Origin of the sequence: Micromonospora sp. WMMA1923 (assembly GCF_049179195.1) — a bacterium.
In the GTDB taxonomy this organism is placed as follows: Bacteria; Actinomycetota; Actinomycetes; order Mycobacteriales; family Micromonosporaceae; genus Micromonospora; species Micromonospora yangpuensis.
In genome coordinates this window covers 1,448,139-1,467,264 of record NZ_JBMHLZ010000001.1, presented here as the reverse complement: position 1 = coordinate 1,467,264, position 19,126 = coordinate 1,448,139, and the positions used below count along the sequence as shown (strand labels likewise).

Sequence of the window (19,126 nt, the reverse complement as noted above, 5' to 3'; positions counted from 1 at the left end):
CGCCGCAGGTCGTGAGTCGGGATGCGGGCACCGGTACGGTGCCGACAGCAGACCCAACGACCCGGGCGAAGCGGTGGTGACGTCGGTCAGGCCTGCTTGAGCACCTCCGTGACCAGGTCCTGGGCCTCCTGCTGGATCCGGGTGAGGTGCTCGGGCCCCTGGAACGACTCGGCGTAGATCTTGTAGACGTCCTCGGTGCCGGAGGGCCGGGCGGCGAACCAGCCCGACGAGGTGGTCACCTTCAGGCCGCCGATCGACGCGCCGTTGCCGGGTGCCGTGGTGAGCGTCGCGGTGATCGGCTCGCCGGCCAGCTCGGTCGCCGTGACCTGCTCCGGGGAGAGCTTGCCGAGGGCCGCCTTCTCCTCCCGGGTGGCCGGTGCGTCGATCCGGGCGTACGCGGGCGCGCCGAACCGCGCGGTCAGCTCGGCGTAGTGCTCGCTCGGGCTCCGGCCGGTGGTGGCGATGATCTCGGCGGCGAGCAGGCAGAGCAGGATGCCGTCCTTGTCGGTGGTCCAGGTGCTGCCGTCGCAGCGCAGGAAGGACGCCCCGGCGCTCTCCTCACCGCCGAAGCCGACCGTGCCGTCGAGCAGGCCCGGGACGAACCACTTGAAGCCGACCGGCACCTCCAGCAGGGGGCGGCCCAGGTCGGCGGCGACCCGGTCGATCATCGACGAGGAGACCAGGGTCTTGCCGACCGCCGCGGCGGCGCCCCACCGGTCCCGGGTACGGAACAGGTGACCGATCGCCACCGCCAGGTAGTGGTTGGGGTTGAGCAGACCCGCGTCGGGGGTGACGATGCCGTGCCGGTCGGCGTCGGCGTCGTTGCCGGTGCTGACGGCGTACGCGTCCCGGGCAGCGATCAGCGAGGCCATCGCGTTCGGCGACGAACAGTCCATCCGGATCTTGCCGTCGCCGTCGAGGGTCATGAACCGCCAGGTCGGGTCGACTGTCGGGTTGATCACGGTGAGGTCGAGCCGGTGCCGCTCGGCGATCTCGCCCCAGTAGGCGACGCTGGCCCCGCCCAGCGGGTCCGCGCCGATGCGTACCCCGGCGTCGCGGATCGCGTCGAGGTCGAGCACGGCGGGCAGGTCGTCGACGTAGTGGGCGAGGAAATCGTACTCGCCGGTGGTGTCGGCGGCGCGGGCCCGCGCGTACGGGATCCGCCTGACCCCGGCCAGGTCGGCGGCGAGCAGCTCGTTGGCCCGGTCCTGGATCCACCGGGTGACGTCGGTGTCGGCCGGCCCGCCGTGGGTGGGGTTGTACTTGAAGCCGCCGTCGTCGGGAGGGTTGTGCGACGGGGTGATCACGATGCCGTCGGCGAGCCCCGAGCGGCGCTCCCGGTTGTGCCGGAGGATGGCGTGCGACAGGGCCGGGGTCGGGGTGTAGCCGTCCCGGCTGTCCAGCAGGACGGTGACGTTGTTGGCGGCGAGCACCTCCAGCGCGCTGACGGTGGCCGGCGCGGAGAGCGCGTGGGTGTCCCGGCCGAGGAAGAGCGGCCCGTCGACGCCGTTGGCCCGTCGGTAGTCGACGAGCGCCTGGGTGACGGCCAGGATGTGCCGCTCGTTGAAGGCCCGTCGCAGGCTGGATCCCCGGTGCCCGGAGGTGCCGAAGGAGACCTGCTGCGCCGGGTCCTGCGGGTCGGGGTGCTCGGCGTAGTAGGCGGTCAGCAACCTCGGCACGTCGACCAGGTCGGCGGGTTCGGCGGGCTGACCGGCACGGGGATGGGCCACTTCGGGGTACCTCCTGAGTTCGGTGGACGGCTCACGGCTCGACGCGTTGACCCTTGCCGATCACCACGATGCCATTGTCGGACACGGTGTAGCGCTGGCGGTCCTTCTCCAGGTCGACACCGATCTCGGTGCCCTCGGGAACGACCACGTTCTTGTCCAGGATGGCCCGGCGGACCACGGCGTGCCGGCCGATGTCCACCCCCTCCATCAGCACCGAACCGTCGACGTGCGCCCAGGAGTGGACCTTGACCTTGGGCGAGACGATCGAGTTCTCCACCAGCGAGCCGGAGATCACCGCACCGGGCGAGACCATCGAACCGACCGCCCGGCCGACCCGCTCCCCCCACTGGTGGACGAACTTCGCCGGCGGGTACGGCGGCTGCTCGGTGTAGATCGGCCACTCGAAGTTGTAGAGGTTGAAGATCGGGTGCACGTTGATCAGATCCATGTGCGCGTCGTAGAACGAGTCGAGCGTCCCCACGTCGCGCCAGTAGCCCCGGTCCCGGTCGGTGCTGCCGGGGACCTCGTTGTCGCGGAAGTCGTAGACGTTGGCCTCGCCCCGCTCGACGAGCATCGGGATGATGCTGCCGCCCATGTCGTGCTTGCTGGTCTTGTCCGCCGCGTCGGTCTCCACCGCCTCCAGCAGCGCCTTGGTGGTGAAGACGTAGTTGCCCATCGAGGCGTAGATCTCGTCGGGTGCGTCGGGCAGGCCGACGGCGTCGGTGGGCTTCTCCCGGAACGCCCGGATCCGGCGGCCGTCCTCGCCGACCTCGATCACCCCGAACTGGTCGGCGGTGGAGAGCGGTTGACGGATGCCGGCCACCGTCACCGCCGCGCCGGAGGCGATGTGGTCCTCGACCATCTGCCGCGGGTCCATCCGGTAGATGTGGTCGGCACCGAAGACGATCACGTGGTCGGGCTGCTCGTCGTGGACCAGGTTGAGGCTCTGGTAGATCGCGTCGGCCGAGCCGGCGAACCACCACGGGCCCCGACGCTGCTGCGCCGGCACCGGGGTGACGTAGTTGCCCAGCAGGGTCGACATCCGCCAGGTCTTGGTGATGTGCCGGTCCAGCGAGTGCGACTTGTACTGGGTCAACACGACGATCTTGATATAACCGGCGTTCGCCAGGTTGGAGAGGACGAAATCCACCATCCGGTACATCCCGCCGAACGGGACAGCGGGTTTCGCCCGGTCGGTGGTCAGCGGCATGAGGCGCTTACCCTCGCCTCCCGCCAGGACGATCGCAAGCACCTTCGCAGCCATGGTCAGACGCTAACCACCCGCGTCCGACTTCACCACTCGTACGACGAGTCTTCTGCACTAGGGTGCGAGGTCATGACCGACTCCTCATCGCTGCGCGTCGACCTGCTGACCCGGGAGTACCCGCCGGAGGTGTACGGCGGCGCCGGGGTGCACGTCGAGTACCTGGCCCGGGAGCTGCGCCGACTCGCCGACGTGCGGGTGCACTGCTTCGGCGCGCCGCGCACCGAACCGGGCGTCACCGGGTACGCCGACCCGGCCGGGCTGGCCGGCGCGAACGCCGCCCTGCGCACCATGGGCGTCGACCTGGAGATGGCCGCCGCCTGCGCCGGCACCGACGTGGTACACAGCCACACCTGGTACGCCAACTTCGCCGGGCACACCGCCAAGCTGCTGCACGGGGTGCCGCACGTGGTGACCGCGCACAGCCTGGAGCCGCTGCGTCCGTGGAAGGCCGAGCAGCTCGGCGGCGGGTACGCGTTGTCCTCCTGGGTCGAGCGGACCGCGTACGAGGCCGCCGACGCGGTGATCGCGGTCAGCGCGGGGATGCGGCGCGACGTGCTGGCCGCGTACCCGACGGTGGATCCGGACCGGGTGCACGTGATCCACAACGGCATCGACACCGTCCAGTACGCCCCGGACCACGACACCGACGTGCTGACCCGGCTCGGCGTCGACCCGGCCCGCCCCAGCGTGGTCTACGTGGGGCGGATCACCCGGCAGAAGGGCCTGCCCTACCTGCTGCGGGCCGCCCGGGAGCTGCCCGCCGACACCCAGCTCGTGCTGCTCGCCGGCGCCCCGGACACCCCGGAGATCGCCGCCGAGGTGGAGGCGCTGGTGGCCGAGCTGCGGGCCGGCCGTACCGGGGTGGTCTGGGTGGCCGAGATGCTGCCCAAGCCCGAGGTGATCCAGGTGCTCACGCACGCCACCGTCTTCGTCTGCCCGTCGATCTACGAGCCGATGGGGATCGTCAACCTGGAGGCGATGGCCTGCGAGACCGCCGTCGTGGCCACCGCCACCGGCGGCATCCCGGAGGTGGTCGCCGACGGCGAGACCGGCCTGCTGGTGCCGATCGAGCAGGCCGACGACGGCTCCGGCACCCCGCTGGACCCGGAGCGCTTCGTCGCCGACCTGGCCTTCGCGATCACCACACTGCTTGCCGATCCGGCGCGGACGGCCGCCCTGGGCAAGGCCGGCCGTTCCCGGGCGGTCGAGCACTTCTCGTGGGACGCCGTCGCCGGCCGCACCCTCGACCTCTACCGCTCCCTCCGATAGCGGTAAGGAAGGGCCCCCTGTTAACGCTTCGGGTAGAGAAGGGTGCCCCGTTCACCAAGGGCTTGGGACGGCATCGGCGCCCGCTGTACACCGGCGACCGGTACGGCGGGGAGTCGGTGGGAGCGCCCTCGCGGGGTGCCCCGCGCGGCGAGACGCTCGGACAGCACGGTCACCGCCAGCACGGAGAGGACGGTCAGCTCCACCCCCTGGAAGGGACCTGTCGGCTCCAGCAGCGCCGAGACCAGTAGGGCCGCGCCGACGGCTCCCGCTGTCGCCGTCCGCGCGTCACCGGGCCGGGTGGTCGAGGTGAACACCAGGTGGGCCAGCCGAAAGAACAGGTAGGTGGCGATCGCACCACCCACGATCCCGGCCGCGACGGCGAAGGTCAGCGGCGCGACGTGCGGTGTCGTCGCGCCATGGAACCTGCCCGAATAGTTGTACAGGATCTGGAACTGATCGGTTCCGATGCCGAACAGCCAGTGTCGCGAAAACGCCGTCAGGGACTCCCCCAGCAGGGCGGCACGGCCGGTGGTGAAATCCCCCGATCCGGGCTCTGAGCCCATGTACGGGTCGGAGAACCGGTCAATGGTGGTCATCTCGATGCCAACGGCAGAGATCACGACAGCGGCTGCGGCGAGTACCCCCGCCCCCGTCACCAGTTGCCACCACCGCAACAGGCGTTGGCACATGATCACCACCAGCGCGCACGCCAACGCTGCGATGCCCTCCCGACCGCCGACCGCCAGCAGTGCCGAGAAACACACCGCCATCCCGGAGAATGCCGCCAACTGGATGACGGGTTTCGCGCCCAGCCCCCGTACCAGCAGCAGCACACATCCGATCGCCAACTGCAGCGACACCCGGGGGGCGTTGCTACCGAGCCCCCACAGCCGCCCGTTGAACTTCATCGATCGCGCGGGATTGGGTAGATCCAACGCCTGTAGCAACACCACCGACGCGCTGCAGCACACCCCGATCGCGTAGCCGAGCAGAATTTGTCCCCCCAGTCCGGCCCGTCTGGCCGCCACCGCCGCGACCAGCACCGAACACACCATCGACACGCCGAGGGTCGGGGTTTTGGTGTCGCCGTGGAGCAGGCCGACCACCGCGACGTAGCAGCCGAGCAGACCGACCAGGAACAACCAGCTACGGGCGTTGCGCCACCCGGTCGTCGTGCCGGACGGTCGGGTCCGCAGCAGCACCACGACCGCGCAACCGACCCGGGCGGCGTCGAAGAACTGCGTCTGCACGCCGCTGGTGGCGTAGATCGGTAACACCGCTCCCCAGAGGACCACCACCGCGTTGACCGGAATCAAACACAGCAGGGGAACCAGGATCCCGACCAGCACCAGAAGGCTGACGAGCTCCCCGCTGTCCGGCACGTCGACAGGCATCAGGACAACAACTCGCTGACGACCCCGACTGTCGAGCGGGTCTCCGGAACGTACCAGCAATTCATGCCACGAATCCTTTTCGCTACATTCATCCTCATCTGTCAGATTAGCGGAACTTCAGGTTCCGGTACGCCGCGATCGGGAATCAGCTGACCCGGAGGTCGGCGGCGAGGCGGGTCAGGTCCGCCGGGGCGGTCGGTGCGCGGGCGACCACGGCGACCAGGTCGCGTACCTCGGGTCGGTCGTGGACCTCGCCCCGGGCGGTCCGCTCCGCGTCGAGCACGCTCCGCCCGGCCCGACGCATGTCGCCGGCCAGGGCGTAGGCCCGGGCCGCGTCGAGCAGGTACGCCGCCCGATGCTCGGTAGGCAGCCACCGCCACCCCGGCCCGGCCCGCAACCGCTCGTGCCGCCGGATCGCCGCCGCCGGATCGCCGAGCGCGGCGGTGGCGACCACCCGGGCCGCCTCCATCGCCGAGTGTCGCCGCCCGCCGGCCCGCAGCGCCTGACACAGCGGTACGGTCGCGGCGGCGGCCAGCTGCGCATCGTCCACCGCCAGGGCTAGCGTCATCCCCCGGTCGGCGGCCAGCCAGGCCAACTCCCTCTGGTCCACCTTCACCAGGGCCAGCGCGACCAGCCCGTACGCCGACACCAGCAGGCCCTCGACCAACCGTCCCGGCCGGACGGCCCGCGCCTGGCGGACCCCGTCGAGCAGGTCGGGCAGCAACCCCAACACCTCCGGGTACCGCGCCAGCGCGGTCCGTACCGCCTCCAGGCCGCTGGCGACCGGACCGGGCCGGCCGGGCTGCTGTGCCACCAGCGGCTCCAGGTCGATCCGCAGCGCCTCGGCGGCCTCCCGCAGGCTGGACACCCGTTCCAGTCGGCGTACCCCACGCTCGACCTTGTCCACCCAGCTCTTGGACTTGCCGATCCGGTCGGCGAACTGCTGCTGCGTCATGTTCCGCCGGACCCGCCAGTGCGCCATCCGCCGGCCCACCGGCAACTCGTTCACCACCGCCACCCGAGGACCCCGACCACCACCAGGACCAGCACGACCACCGCGACGGTCACCCCGTAGACGTGGTCCCGGCGGGAAACCGACGAGGGCCGGGCCCGACGGCGGGCAGGGCACCTGGTCCCCGTCGGGCAACGGGGGCGGTCCACCGGGCACCGGTCCACCAAGGCAAGGGGTCCTTCGTCGCCCCCGAGCCACCCGCCTGATCGACACATTCGCAGCACTCGGGGCGGCTGACTGGCTGAACGCCCCGGCAACGAGATCGGGTGCAGAACGGACAGAAAGATCTTGGAAGAAAGCGGCCCCGAGGGGCACAAATTTCCAAGAGCTTTCAAGGGGGGACCTACGCCCGCCCTGACGACCGCAAGAGTGTTAAGAAGGGGCCCTTCCTTACCTCTGGGCGGGGGGAAGTCAGGCGTCGGGGGTAAGCAATCGGAGGCTGGGAAAGTACGTCCGATAGCGTGCGCCGTCGCGGGTGAGCAGGGTGTAATCACACACCGCCGCGTGCGCTCCGATGTTGAAGTCGGCCAGCGGTGCCCGTTTCATCCCACCCAGGCGGCGATATCGCGCGTACGCCTTACCGGCGAGGAAGCCGGCCGGGTAGGGCAGTTCCTCGCGGAGGAAGTCTCCGGCGGGCAGCGCCTCGTCCAACATCTCGATGCGCTCGAACCGGATCGAGACCTCGGCGTAGACGATCGGGTTGATCACCAGGTTGCCGGCGTCGCGGGCCTCGGCCAGCGCCGCCTCCGACCACGGTGCCCATTTCGGGTCCTCGGTCAACACATCCAGCAACACGTTGGTGTCGACCAGGGTCGTCACCGTCTCCGGCGCGCGCGAGGGCAGCACCCAAAGCCGTTCACTCGCCACGCAGCAGCTCCATCGGGGGCGCGGGAAGCGGCCACCGACGTGCGTGACCGCGCGCGAAGGGATCTCGCACAGGTAGGTTGATCGGGTGAGTGGACGGTTCCCGATCGAAGACGTGTCCCCCGCCGTCTCCTGCGGTCGCTACCCGGCCAAGGCGGTGGTCGGTGAGGTGGTGCCGGTGGCCGCGCGGGCCTACCGCGAGGGCCACGACGCGTTGGGCTGCAACGTGGTCTGGCTCGGCCCGGACGGGCGGGCCCGGCCGTTCACCCGGATGCGGCCCGGCGAGCCGGGGCAGGACCGCTGGCACGCCACCATCGTGCCGGACGCGGTCGGCGAATGGATCTTCACCGTCGAGGCGTTCCAGGATCCGTACCTGACCTGGCAGAACGCGGTGACGAAGAAGGTCGCCGCCGGGCAGGGCGCGGCCGAGCTGGCAAACGACCTGGCCGAGGGGGCGCGGGTGCTGACCGCCGCCCGCGAGCTGGTCGAGGCCGCCGACCGGGGCCGGGTCGAGGCGGCGGTCACCGCGCTGGGCGACGACGGGCTGGCGCTGTCCCGACGGGTCGCCCCGGCGCTGGAGCTGGCCGACCTGCTCTGGGCGTACCCGGTGCGGGAGCTGGTGACCACCGGCGAGCCGTACCGGATCTGGGTGGACCGGCCCCGGGCGCTCTTCTCCGCCTGGTACGAGTTCTTCCCGCGCTCCGAGGGGGCGGTGTTGGCCACCGCGGACGCCCCGGCCCGCTCGGGCACCTTCCGCACCGCCACGGCCCGGCTGGCCGGGGTCGCGGCGATGGGCTTCGACGTGCTCTACCTGCCGCCGATCCACCCGATCGGCCGGATCAACCGCAAGGGGCGCAACAACGCGCTGACCGCCGGCCCGGACGACGTCGGCTCGCCGTGGGCGATCGGCGCGGCCGAGGGCGGGCACGACGCCATCCACCCCGACCTGGGTACGCCGCAGGACTTCCGCGACTTCGTCGCCGCCGCCGCCGGGCAGGGCCTGGAGGTGGCGATGGACCTGGCGTTGCAGTGCGCCCCGGACCACCCGTGGGTGACCGAGCATCCGGAGTGGTTCACCACCCGGGCCGACGGCACGATCGCCTACGCGGAGAACCCGCCGAAGAAGTACCAGGACATCTACCCGGTGAACTTCGACAACGATCCCGAGGGGATCCGGGCCGAGGTGCTGCGGGTGGTGCGGCACTGGGTAGGCGAGGGCGTCAAGATCTTCCGGGTCGACAACCCGCACACCAAGCCGTTCGACTTCTGGCACTGGCTGATCGCCGAGGTCAAGCGGACCGACCCGGACGTGCTCTTCCTGGCCGAGGCGTTCACCCGCCCGGCGATCATGCACGGGCTGGGCAAGATCGGCTTCACCCAGTCGTACACCTATTTCACCTGGCGCACGACGGCGGCGCAGATGCGGGAGTACTGCGAGGAGCTGGTCGCCGCGGCCGACCACATGCGGCCGAACTTCTGGCCGAACACCCCGGACATCCTGCACTCCTCCCTGCAGCACGGCGGCCCGCCGATGTTCAAGATCCGGGCGGTGCTGGCCGCGTTGCTCAGCCCCTCCTGGGGCATGTACGCCGGCTTCGAGCTGTTCGAACACGTCGCCCGCCCCGGCGCCGAGGAGTACCTGGACAACGAGAAGTACGAGCTGCGCCCCCGGGACTGGGCCGGCGCGCAGGCCCAGGGGCGGTCCCTCGCGCCGTTCGTGGCCACCCTCAACCGGGTACGCCGGGACAACCCCGCCCTGCACCGGCTGCGCAACCTGGTCTTCCACGACATCGACAACCCAGCGCTGCTCTGCTGGTCCAAACACGACCCGGCCACCGGCAACACCGTGCTGGTGGTCTGCTCGTTCGACTCGCGCGCCGTGCAGTGGGGCAACACCACCCTGGACATGCCGGCGCTCGGCCTGGACTGGCACGACCGGTTCACCGTCCACGACGAGCTGACCGGGGCGAGCTACGACTGGGGCCAGCGCAACGCGGTCCGCCTCGACCCGTATCTTCAACCGGCACACGTGCTGACGCTGCGCCGCCCGGGGACCGTCGCGGCCGTGTCGCCCACGCCGGCCGAAGCAGCCGACGCCCCGCCCGAGCTGACCACGGCGGACGTGCCGGACGACCTCTCCGGCGGCACCGCACCGACCACCCCCGCCCCCGCCGACGGCGACCAGACGGGCACCACACCGACCGGCACCACAGCCACCGCGCCCGCACCGACCGACTCCGCGACGAAGGACGACGCCCGATGGACCAGTTGATCGCCGGCGAGACGCACGACCCGCACGGGGTCCTCGGCGCGCATCCCGCCGACGGCCGGACCACCCTGCGTACCCTGCGCCGGGGGGCGCGGACGGTGACCGTGCTGGTCGGCGGCGAGCGGCACCCCGCCCGAAGGGTGCACGACGTGGGGATCTTCGAGGTCACCCTGCCCGGCACGGTGCTCGACTACCGGCTCGACGTGGACGGCACCGTCGTCGACGACCCGTACCGGCACCCGCCGAGCCTGGGCGAGCTGGACCTGCACCTGATCGGCGAGGGCCGGCACGAGCGGCTCTGGGAGGCCCTGGGCGCGCGGGTACGCGACGACGGGGTGGCGTTCGCGGTCTGGGCGCCGAACGCCCGGGGGGTCCGGGTGGTCGGGGACTTCACCGGCTGGGGCGCGTACGAGGGCTGGTCGATGCGGTCGCTGGGATCCAGCGGCGTGTGGGAGATCTTCGTGCCGGGGGCACACGCCGGGCAGCGCTACAAGTACCGGATCCTCGGCGCCGACGGGCAGTGGCGGGACAAGGCCGACCCGATGGCGGCGTACGCGGAGGTGCCGCCGGCCACCGCGTCGGTGGTGCACCACTCGACGTACCAGTGGTCCGACGGGGACTGGCTGGCCGCGCGGGCGCAGCGCCAGCCGCACCAGGAGCCGATGAGCGTGTACGAGGTGCACCTGGGCTCCTGGCGACCCGGCCTGGGCTACCGGGAGCTGGCCGAGCAGCTGACCGCGTACGTGGTGGAGCTGGGCTTCACCCACGTGGAGTTCCTGCCGGTGATGGAGCACCCGTTCGGCGGCTCCTGGGGTTACCAGGTCACCGGCTACTTCGCGCCAACCTCCCGTTTCGGTGCCCCGGACGACTTCCGGCACCTGGTCGACACCCTGCACGGCGCCGGCATCGGCGTGCTGCTGGACTGGGTGCCCGCGCACTTCCCCAAGGACGAGTGGGCGCTTGCGCGTTTCGACGGCACCCCGCTCTACGAGCACCCGGACCCGCGCCGGGGCGAGCACCCCGACTGGGGCACGTACGTCTTCGACTTCGGCCGCCGGGAGGTCCGCAACTTCCTGGTCGCCAACGCGCTCTACTGGTGCGACGAGTTCCACGTCGACGGGCTGCGGGTGGACGCGGTCGCCTCGATGCTCTACCTGGACTACTCCCGGCCGGAGGGCCAGTGGGCCGCCAACCAGTACGGCGGCCGGGAGAACCTGGAGGCGATCGCCTTCCTGCAGGAGGTCAACGCCACCGTCTACAAGCGGCACGCCGGGGTGGTGATGATCGCCGAGGAGTCCACCGCCTGGCCGGGGGTGACCAGACCGACCTCCGAGGGCGGGCTCGGCTTCGGGTTCAAGTGGAACATGGGCTGGATGCACGACACCCTGCTCTACACCTCGAAGGACCCGATCTACCGCCAGCACCACCACCACCAGCTCACCTTCTCCCTGGCGTACGCCTGGAGCGAGAACTACGTGCTGCCGATCAGCCACGACGAGGTGGTGCACGGCAAGGGCAGCCTGGTGGCGAAGATGCCCGGCGACACCTGGCAGCGACTGGCCAACGTGCGGGCACTGCTGGCGTACATGTGGGCGCATCCGGGCAAGCAGTTGCTCTTCATGGGCTGTGAGCTGGGTGACGAGCGGGAGTGGAGCGAGGAACGCGGCCTGGACTGGTACCTGCTGCACGACCCGGCGCGCGCCGGCGTCCAGCGGCTGGTGGCCGACCTGAACCGGGTCTACCGGGACGCCCCGGCGCTGTACGCGCAGGACACCTCGCCGGCCGGTTTCCGCTGGCTGGCCGGGGACGACCTGGCCAACAACACCATCTCCTTCGTCCGGATCGCACCGGACGGCCAGACCCTGGTCTGCGTGGTCAACTTCTCGGCGCTGCCGCTGGAGGAGTACCGGGTGGGGGTGCCCCGGGGCGGACGTTGGGCCGAGGTGCTGAACACCGACGCCCACCACTACGGCGGCTCGGGGGTGGGGAACCTGGGCGAGGTGCACGCCCAGGACATCGCCTGGCACGGCCAGCCCGCCTCGGTGACGCTGCGGGTCCCGCCGCTGGGCGCGCTCTGGCTACGGCCGGTCTGACGCCGGGGCAGCCACCGTCGGGGCCGGAGCTCAGTTTCGGGAACGCTTCCGAGCTGGGCTCGGCGTGTCGTCCGGGCGGGGCCGGCCGTGCTTGCCGCCGGTCGGAACGACAGGTGCCTGGATCCGTACGTTGGCCTGTTGGGACACGCGCGGATCGACGCCACCCGCCGTGGATCTCAGCCTGCCGACCACGGTGTCGACAGCGTCGCGGAGTCTGGTCTTCGCTGTCGTCACCTGCTCCTGCTGCTCTTCGATGAGCCGTTCGGAGGTGCCGCGCCCCAGCTTACGGAGGTAGTCGAACTCCTCCCACTCCTCCGGCTGCGTCCTCGCCTCTGCCTGTTTCGTCAGGTAGCGATACTTGAGCCACTGACCCTCGTCCTGCTCTCGGACGGCGATATGACCGGGGTTGGGCACCCAGACACCGTCGGCTCCGAGGTTGTGGTGGTGGTGGAGGTACGGTTGTTCGGGTCGCCACTGCTCTGTCTGCAGCTGGAAGATCCGATCCCGAACCCAGGTGTGACTGGCGAGGGCGGACCGCTCCTGTGACAGGTCGGCCCGCCCGTCTCGGACCGCCTGGTCGTCGAGCAGCCGACGCTTCTGGTCGTCGGTGAGTGTCCGGACGGCCTCGCCTGCCTCTTCGGTCAACTGGCCGGTGAGGTCCCGGATCTCCGCTTCGATCTCCATCAACAGCTCCTGTCACCGCCCGGGCAGCCGACACCTGCCAACACGCTGGTCGGGTGTCGGTGGCACTTCGCCACCCTGCCACACCCGATCCGGAGCGGCCACGCGAGGCGATCATGGCTCCGCACGGGGAAAGGGGTGACGACGGGAGCGGGGCGCGGGCGTCAGGCCACGACGAGGGGCGAGTCCGCCGGGTCGTGCCGCAGCCGGACCACGGACGTATCCAGGGTACGCAGCCAGCCGTCCAGGACCGCCACCTGCCAGGCCCTGGTCCAGGGCAGGGCACCGGTCCGCCAACCGGCGAGCACCGCGTCCACCCCGGCGCGGTCGAGGACCTCGCGTACCGGCGCGTCCGGCGCGGCGGCGGCGCGCACCACGGGCGCCAGCGGTCCGCTGCGCATCCACCGGTCCATCGGCAGGGTGAAGCCCTGCTTGCGGCGGGCCGCGACCCGGCGGAGCCCACGATCGTCGAGGCAGGCGGCGAAGCCGCGCTTGCCGACGCCACGTCTGGGGTCGAGGGCCAGGGCCCGCCGGGCGAACGGCACGTCCACGAAGGGCACCCGCAGCTCCACCGAGCAGGCCATCGAGAAGGCGTCGCCGTCGGGTAGCAGCACCGCGCCCAGGTAGTTCCGGATCTCGTACCGGGACAGGGCGAGGGCCGACCGGTCACCGGTGGACTCCGCCGGCACCGTGGGCCCGGCCCAGGGCAGCAGGCGCCGCAGCTCGGGCTCGGCGGTCAACCGGCGGGCCAGCGTACCCAGGCCGGCGGCGTCCCGGGGACCCCCGGGGCCGGCCAGCAGGGCCAGTTTCCGCCGGTCGGCGGGGGCGAGCCCGGCCAGCAGCCGGGACAGCCGCAGCCGGTCGGCGGCCCGCAGCAGGGGCAACGCCCGCAGCATCCGGAAGACGGGATAGCCGGCCAGGATCTCGTCCCCGCCGAGGCCGGAAAGGGCGACCTTCAGGCCGATCCCGGCCACGGCCCGGCTGACCACGAAGGTGTTGAGCCCGTCGATAGACGGCCGTTGCATCGCGGCAAGGTAGTGCCGCACGTCGGCCAGGTCGGGCCGGGTGGTGACACACACGTGCGGGTGGCTGAGCTCGTCCGCCCAGCGCGCCGCCCGGGACGACTCGCCCATCACCCCGTCCTGATCGACGGTGACGCAGACCAGCTCGGTGCCGAGTTCCCGGCCGGCCCAGGCCAGGGCGGCCGAGTCCAAGCCGGCCGAGAGCAGCAGCGCCACCGGCACGTCGCTGCCCAGATGGTGGGCGACCGAGTCGAGGAAGGCCGCCCGCAGCTCGGCCGGCGTGGTCGGTGGCAGGTCGGTGAGCAGATCCGGTCGCGCCACACCCCGGCGTACCGTGCGGTCGGCACCCCACTGGATCCAGCCGTTGGCCGGTACCGCCGAGATGCCGGTGAACGGCGAGGCGTCCGCGCCGATCGCGCCGAAGGCCACGAACCGGTGCAACGCGTCGGCCCGCAGCGCCGCGTCGGGGTGCAGCGGCAGCAGCGACCGGCACTCGGAGGCGAAGGCCAGCCCGTGCCCGGTCGACGACCAGTAGAGCGGTTTGATCCCGAACGGGTCGCGGGCCAGCGTCGTGGTGGCCTGCCGGGCGTCGTGCACGGCGATGGCGTACATGCCCCGCAGGTGGCCGAACATCTCGGTGCCCAGGCGGGCCCAGAGTTCCGGCAGGATGGCCCCGTCACACTCCTCGGCGGTGGTCAGGGCGTACCGGCGACGCAGCTCCCCGTGGTTGTAGATCTCGCCGTTGAAGACCACGGCGACGGTGCCGTCGGTGCTGACGAAGGGCTGTCGGCCGCCGTCGGAGAGGTCGACCACGGCCAACCGGGTGTGCCCCAGCACCGCCCCGGGCCCCGCCCAGGTGGCGTCACCGTCCGGGCCCCGGTGCCGCTGGGCGGCGTTCATCCCGACGACCAGGTTCAGGCCACCGGCGCGTCGGCCGGAGTCGCCGACCACCCCACAGACGCCGCACATCGTGCTCTCCCCACGGTGATGAGACCCCGGATAACCCCACGCGGGATTAAACCAGACATTTCATTACCCTAATCGGAGCAGAGGACGACCCGGCGGCCAAACCGCGAAATCGAGCCCGGTCAGACCATGCCGGCCTCGCGCAGCAACTGCCACAGCCCCGCCCCGTCCGGCGCGGAGAGCCACTTCTGCCGCGCCGTACCCTCGCTCCGGCGGTCCAGCGGCGCGGGCAGGCTGCCGGCGAGGACCGCCTGGGTGGGCGAGAGCCGCCGGATCGCCACCCCGGCCACGTTGCCCGGGTGGCCGGCGGCGAACTCGCGGTAGATCTCCTGGTCATGCTGGCCGTCGTCGCCGACCAGCAGCCACCGCACGTCGGGGAACTCCCGGGACAGCCGCTCCAGGGTGGCCCGCTTGTGCTCCCGGCCGCTGCGGAACCACCGGTCGTGGGTCGGGCCCCAGTCGGTCAGCAGCAGCGGCCCGGCCGGGTAGAGGTGCCGGGAGAGGAAGCGGGTCAACGTCGGCGCGACGTTCCACGCGCCGGTGGAGAGGTAGAACACCGGGGCGCCGGGATGCGCGGTGACCAGGCGCTCGTAGAGCACCGCCATGCCGGGCACCGCGTTACGGGCGTGCTCGTCGAGAACGAAGGTGTTCCACGCGGCCAGCAGCGGCCGGGGCAGCGCGGTGACCATCACCGTGTCGTCGATGTCGGAGAGGATGCCGAAGCGGACCTCCGGGTCGAGGATGCGCACCGGCGCGTCCACCGGCTCGGCGTCGGGCAGGCTGATCCGTACCGTCCCCCAGCCGGGCGGCAGGTCGGCCTTGACCACGGTCTCCACGAAACCGCTGCGGTCGGCCTTCGCCTGCTGCCGTACGCCCCCCGCGTCGATGGTGACCGTGACGTGCTTGGCCGGCAGGGTGGCGAAGCTGCGCCAGCCCCGTACCTTCTCCAGCCGGCCCCGCCGGCGGTCGTCCGGATCCGGTCGACCGAGCAGCACCCGGCACATCACCCGCACCCAGCCGGGCGCGCCGTAGCCGGTGTACGCGATGATGTTGATCCGCCACCCGGTACGCCGCAGCCGACGCTCGACCAACTGGTGCACGGCGTCCTCGATCCGCGCGGCGCGGTGCAGGGTGGGTACGGCCAGTTCGCCGACGCTTTTCGGTGACACGCCTGCCACCCTGCCACACCCGGCCGACCCCGGCCACGCGAGGCGAGAGGAGCCCCGACCCGCATGCTCATCCTGCTGCCGCCCTCGGAAGGCAAGATCGACACCGGCACCGGCCGGCGGCTCGACCTGTCCCGACTCAGCCTGCCCGAGTTGAATCCGGCCCGGCAACGGGTGCTGGACGCGCTGGGCGCACTCTGCGCCGCACCGGACGACACGGCCGCGCTCGACGCGCTCGGGCTCGGCCCGGGGCAGCGCGCCGAAGTACGCCGCAACACCCGGCTCGACCGGGCGGCGACCGCCCCGGCCGGACAGGTCTACACCGGGGTGCTCTACGCCGCCCTCGACCTCGACACGCTCGCCCCGGCCGCCCGACGCTCGGCGGCCCGGTCGGTGCTGATCTCCTCCGGCCTCTGGGGGGCGCTGCGGCTGACCGACCGGATTCCGCCGTACCGCTGCCCGATCTCGGCGCGGCTGCCCGGTCCGGGGCCGCTGCCGGCGTACTGGCGACGGGAGCTGCCGTCGGCGATGGCCGCCGCGGCCGCCGACGGACCCCTGCTCGACCTGCGCTCCGGGGCGTACGCCTCGACCTGGACCCCCCGTGGTGAGCTGGCCGAGCGCACGGTGACCGTCCGGGTGCTGCACGAACGGGTAGTCGACGGCAGCGTGGTCCGGTCGGTGGTGAGCCACTTCAACAAGGCCACCAAGGGCCGGCTGGTCCGGGACCTGCTGACCGCCGGCGCCCGGCCACGCACCGCCGCCGAGCTGGTCGGCGCGCTGCGGGAGCTGAAGTACACCGTGCAGGAGGCACCGGTGACCGCCGGCCGCCCCCGGCAGGTCGACGTGGTGGTGGCCGAACTCTGACCGGCCACCGCAAGCCGGCCACCGCAAGTTTTCCTCAAGGCTGGCCCGGACCGGTACCCTCCGGGCCGCCGGTTTGCCACCGTGAGGGAACTCCCCTTGTCGACAAGGAGTGCCCGCGTGGCCCGCGAATCCATCCTGCTCGACCGGTTCCGCCCGCCGGTGCCGCCTCCGCCGCTGGCCTGGCCGACCCTGGTCGACGCGTTCGAGGCAGCCTGCCTGCTGCGCTGTGCGCCCGCGCCGGTGGACCCCGGCCGCCGCCGCTGCGCCGAGCCGCGCCCGACCGGGCCGGCGGAGTTCAACCGGCAGGAGGCGGCGCACCGGATGTGGCAGCTGCTCGACCGGCTCGACGTGCCGGTACGCCACGAGGTCGCCGTCGGTGGCCTGCGCCGCCGCTACGAGCTGCACCGGTTGTGGGTGCCCGACGGGCACCGCCACCGGTACCTGACGCTGTTGGCGGCCGGCTGGCACCAGGGCCGCCGGGAGTTGCTGGGCGGGCCGGCACCCGGCGCGTCGAACACCCGCCGGACCGGGCGGTCCCGGCTGGCCGGGGCGGCGTGGCGCTCGGCCCTGCTGGCCGGTGGCCGGCACGTCCGCCGGCACATCCTCGGGGTCCGGCTGGCCGACCGGGACCTGGCCGCGGTGCTGATCCGCAGCGCCGCGCTGCTGGACGTGCCGGCCCTGCTGCGCCCGGGTGCCGGCTGTTTCGTGGTCAGCGTCGCCGACGGCCCCGACCGGGACCGCATCCTGGCCCACACCACACTGCCCGCCGGCTCGGTCGACCCCACCGGTCGACCGACCGGCCCAGCTCACCCCGCCGGTCGGCCGACCGGCTGACCACATCCCGACTGGTTCTCGGGTTGCGGTACGTGCCGTCCACGGCGCACAGTGCAGCCCGTGAACGGTCGCTGGTCTGCGCGCGGGCGGCGGTACACCGCCGGGCTGGTGGTGCTGCTGATGCTGCCCGCCGGCCTGGTCGGCTGCCGGGAGAAACCCGGCGAACCGGTGCCGATCCGGATCGCCACCGGCAGCCCGACCGCCGTCTACCACGCCTTCGGCCAGTCCCTGGCCACCATCCTCAACCGTGAACTGCCCGAGGTACGGGCCAGCGTGGTGGTCACCGCCGCCTCGGCCGCGAACGTCCGGCTGGTCGGCCGGGGCGAGGCGGAGCTGGGCTTCACCCAGGCCGACGTGCTGGAGACCGGCCCGGCCGCCGATCCCGAGGTGGTCGCCGTGGCCCGGGTCTACGACGACCTGCTGCACCTGGTCACCACCGCCGCCGGCCCGGTACGCACCCTGGCCGACCTGCGCGGCCGACGGGTCTCGGTGGGCGCGCCCGGCTCCGGTACGGAGATCACCGCGACCCGCCTGCTGACCGTCGCCGGCCTCAGCGACGACGCGGTCGACCGGCGACCGCTGAGCCTGGACGAGTCGGTCGACGCCCTGCGGACCGGCCAGATCGACGCGTTCTTCTTCTCCGGCGGCCTGCCGGTACGCGCCGTCGAGCAACTGGCCGCCGGCACCGCCACCCGCGTGGTCGACCTCGGCGAGTGGGTCGAGCCGCTGCGCCGCAACTACCCCCAGGTCTACGTGCTGCGGGACATCCCCAGCTCGGTGTACGGCATGGAGCCGGTGACCACGGTGGCCAACCCGAACTACCTGATCGTGCGGGGCAGCCTGCCGCAGCCACTGGTCCGCGAGGTGACCCGGCTGCTGATGCAGCGGCGGGCCGAACTCGCCGCCGCGCACCCGGCCGCCGGTCGGATGAACCCCCGCTCGGCGATCGCCACCACGCCGCTGCCGCTGCACCCCGGCGCGGCCACCTGGTACCGGGAGAACAAGCCCTGACCACCGACCGACCTCAGGAGGGCGTCTTGCGCATCACCGTCTTCGGCGCGACCGGCGGCACCGGCCGGCACCTGGTACGTCTCGCCCTCGACGCCGGCCACCGGGTCACCGCCGTGGTCCGCGACCCGGCCCGGCTGCCCGACGCCGACCGGCCCGGACTGACCACGGTGATCGCCGACAGCATGGATCCGGACGCCATCTCCGCCAGCGTGACCGGTGCCGACGCGGTCGTCTCCACCCTCGGGGCCCGGGCCCGCACCGACACCACCGTCTGCGCCGACGGGGCCCGGGCGATCAGCACCGCGATGCGCGCCGCCGGCGCCCGCCGGCTGGTCGTGGTCACCGCCGCCGGGCCGGTGGTCGACGAGGGCGACGGCCCGCTGACCCGGGGTGTCTACAAGCCGCTGCTGCGGCTGTTCCTGCGCGACACCTTCGCCGACTTCACCCGGGCCGAGCAGGTCGTCTCCGGCAGCGGCCTGGACTGGACGATCGTGCGCCCGCCCCGGCTGACCCGGGGCGGGCACCGGCGCTACCGCACCGCGCTGGACCGCAACGTGCGCGGCGGCACCGCGCTCTCCCGCGCCGACCTGGCCCACGCCCTGCTCGCCACCCTGGACGACCCCGCCACCGTCGGCCACACCCTCGCGGTGGGCTACTGAACCTGGGCTACTGAACCGTCCTGCC

General features: G+C 72.3%; 15 protein-coding genes. 7 read left to right on the top strand and 8 right to left on the bottom strand.

Annotated features, from left to right (window positions below):
* Positions 1 to 86 precede the first annotated feature (86 nt).
* Together pgm and glgC are read right to left on the bottom strand one after the other, a co-directional pair.
* A complete protein-coding gene (gene pgm / locus ACN28G_RS06640; RefSeq protein ID WP_421478703.1) occupies positions 87 to 1,730 on the bottom strand; it encodes a phosphoglucomutase (alpha-D-glucose-1,6-bisphosphate-dependent) in 1,644 nt (547 codons plus the stop codon).
* 31 nt (positions 1,731 to 1,761) lie between these two features.
* Complete coding sequence (glgC, locus tag ACN28G_RS06635; protein WP_091436233.1) at positions 1,762 to 2,994, bottom strand: glucose-1-phosphate adenylyltransferase; 1,233 nt, start codon at positions 2,992 to 2,994, stop codon at positions 1,762 to 1,764.
* Positions 2,995 to 3,066: 72 nt separating this feature from the next.
* Here glgC and glgA point away from each other — a divergent pair, with 72 nt between their 5' ends.
* The gene (glgA, locus tag ACN28G_RS06630; protein ID WP_421478702.1) at positions 3,067 to 4,266 is read left to right on the top strand and encodes a glycogen synthase; all 1,200 of its coding nucleotides are present in this window, start codon (positions 3,067 to 3,069) and stop codon (positions 4,264 to 4,266) included.
* A 20-nt stretch (positions 4,267 to 4,286) separates the two neighbouring features.
* On the opposite strand, the gene ACN28G_RS06625 is transcribed toward glgA, so the two are convergent.
* The 3 genes from ACN28G_RS06625 to ACN28G_RS06615 all read right to left on the bottom strand — a co-directional run bounded on the left by ACN28G_RS06625 (position 4,287) and on the right by ACN28G_RS06615 (position 7,539).
* Entirely contained in the window at positions 4,287 to 5,648 is a 1,362-nt protein-coding gene (locus tag ACN28G_RS06625; RefSeq protein ID WP_421478701.1) for an O-antigen ligase family protein, read from the bottom strand.
* A 157-nt stretch (positions 5,649 to 5,805) separates the two neighbouring features.
* A complete protein-coding gene (locus tag ACN28G_RS06620) occupies positions 5,806 to 6,669 on the bottom strand; it encodes a helix-turn-helix domain-containing protein (protein WP_421478700.1) in 864 nt (287 codons plus the stop codon).
* 414 nt (positions 6,670 to 7,083) lie between these two features.
* Positions 7,084 to 7,539, bottom strand: a complete 456-nt coding sequence (locus tag ACN28G_RS06615; protein WP_421478699.1) for a type II toxin-antitoxin system VapC family toxin — start codon at positions 7,537 to 7,539, stop codon at positions 7,084 to 7,086.
* A gap of 85 nt (positions 7,540 to 7,624) precedes the next feature.
* On the opposite strand from ACN28G_RS06615, the gene ACN28G_RS06610 reads away from it, so the two are divergent.
* Both ACN28G_RS06610 and glgB read left to right on the top strand, forming a co-directional pair.
* Entirely contained in the window at positions 7,625 to 9,808 is a 2,184-nt protein-coding gene (locus ACN28G_RS06610; RefSeq protein WP_421478698.1) for a maltotransferase domain-containing protein, read from the top strand.
* Positions 9,796 to 11,898 carry a 1,4-alpha-glucan branching protein GlgB gene (gene glgB / locus ACN28G_RS06605; protein ID WP_421478697.1) on the top strand — a complete coding sequence of 701 codons (2,103 nt, stop codon included), beginning with the start codon at positions 9,796 to 9,798 and terminating at the stop codon, positions 11,896 to 11,898. Before ACN28G_RS06610 ends, glgB begins: the two co-directional genes overlap by 13 nt.
* 30 nt (positions 11,899 to 11,928) lie before the next feature.
* Here the strand turns inward: glgB and ACN28G_RS06600 are convergent, their stop codons facing one another.
* The 3 genes from ACN28G_RS06600 to ACN28G_RS06590 form a co-directional block, all read right to left on the bottom strand.
* A complete protein-coding gene (locus tag ACN28G_RS06600; RefSeq protein ID WP_091436220.1) occupies positions 11,929 to 12,582 on the bottom strand; it encodes a hypothetical protein in 654 nt (217 codons plus the stop codon).
* Positions 12,583 to 12,743: 161 nt separating this feature from the next.
* On the bottom strand, positions 12,744 to 14,570 hold the full coding sequence (locus ACN28G_RS06595; protein WP_091436218.1) for an asparagine synthetase B family protein: 1,827 nt from the start codon (positions 14,568 to 14,570) through the stop codon (positions 12,744 to 12,746).
* A 119-nt stretch (positions 14,571 to 14,689) separates the two neighbouring features.
* Positions 14,690 to 15,736, bottom strand: a complete 1,047-nt coding sequence (locus ACN28G_RS06590) for an App1 family protein (RefSeq protein WP_091436215.1) — start codon at positions 15,734 to 15,736, stop codon at positions 14,690 to 14,692.
* Between the two features lie 63 nt (positions 15,737 to 15,799).
* Between ACN28G_RS06590 and yaaA the strand changes: the two genes are divergently transcribed.
* The 4 genes from yaaA (at position 15,800) to ACN28G_RS06570 (ending at position 19,101) form a co-directional block, all read left to right on the top strand.
* Positions 15,800 to 16,597, top strand: a complete 798-nt coding sequence (gene yaaA, locus ACN28G_RS06585; RefSeq protein ID WP_091436213.1) for a peroxide stress protein YaaA — start codon at positions 15,800 to 15,802, stop codon at positions 16,595 to 16,597.
* 117 nt (positions 16,598 to 16,714) lie between these two features.
* Complete coding sequence (locus ACN28G_RS06580; RefSeq protein WP_421478696.1) at positions 16,715 to 17,431, top strand: hypothetical protein; 717 nt, start codon at positions 16,715 to 16,717, stop codon at positions 17,429 to 17,431.
* 60 nt (positions 17,432 to 17,491) lie between these two features.
* On the top strand, positions 17,492 to 18,442 hold the full coding sequence (locus tag ACN28G_RS06575; RefSeq protein WP_268239681.1) for a TAXI family TRAP transporter solute-binding subunit: 951 nt from the start codon (positions 17,492 to 17,494) through the stop codon (positions 18,440 to 18,442).
* A 26-nt stretch (positions 18,443 to 18,468) separates the two neighbouring features.
* The gene (locus ACN28G_RS06570) at positions 18,469 to 19,101 is read left to right on the top strand and encodes an NAD(P)-dependent oxidoreductase (protein WP_421478695.1); all 633 of its coding nucleotides are present in this window, start codon (positions 18,469 to 18,471) and stop codon (positions 19,099 to 19,101) included.
* Positions 19,102 to 19,126 lie beyond the last annotated feature (25 nt).

Excerpts from the sequence above, each read along its gene's own strand:
- yaaA (WP_091436213.1), top strand. The coding sequence starts at position 15,800 with ATGCTCATCCTGCTGCCGCCCTCGGAAGGCAAGATCGACACCGGCACC.
- glgA (WP_421478702.1), top strand. The coding sequence starts at position 3,067 with ATGACCGACTCCTCATCGCTGCGCGTCGACCTGCTGACCCGGGAGTAC.
- glgB (WP_421478697.1), top strand. The coding sequence starts at position 9,796 with ATGGACCAGTTGATCGCCGGCGAGACGCACGACCCGCACGGGGTCCTC.
- ACN28G_RS06595 (WP_091436218.1), bottom strand. The coding sequence starts at position 14,570 with ATGTGCGGCGTCTGTGGGGTGGTCGGCGACTCCGGCCGACGCGCCGGT.
- ACN28G_RS06600 (WP_091436220.1), bottom strand. The coding sequence starts at position 12,582 with ATGGAGATCGAAGCGGAGATCCGGGACCTCACCGGCCAGTTGACCGAA.
- glgC (WP_091436233.1), bottom strand. The coding sequence starts at position 2,994 with ATGGCTGCGAAGGTGCTTGCGATCGTCCTGGCGGGAGGCGAGGGTAAG.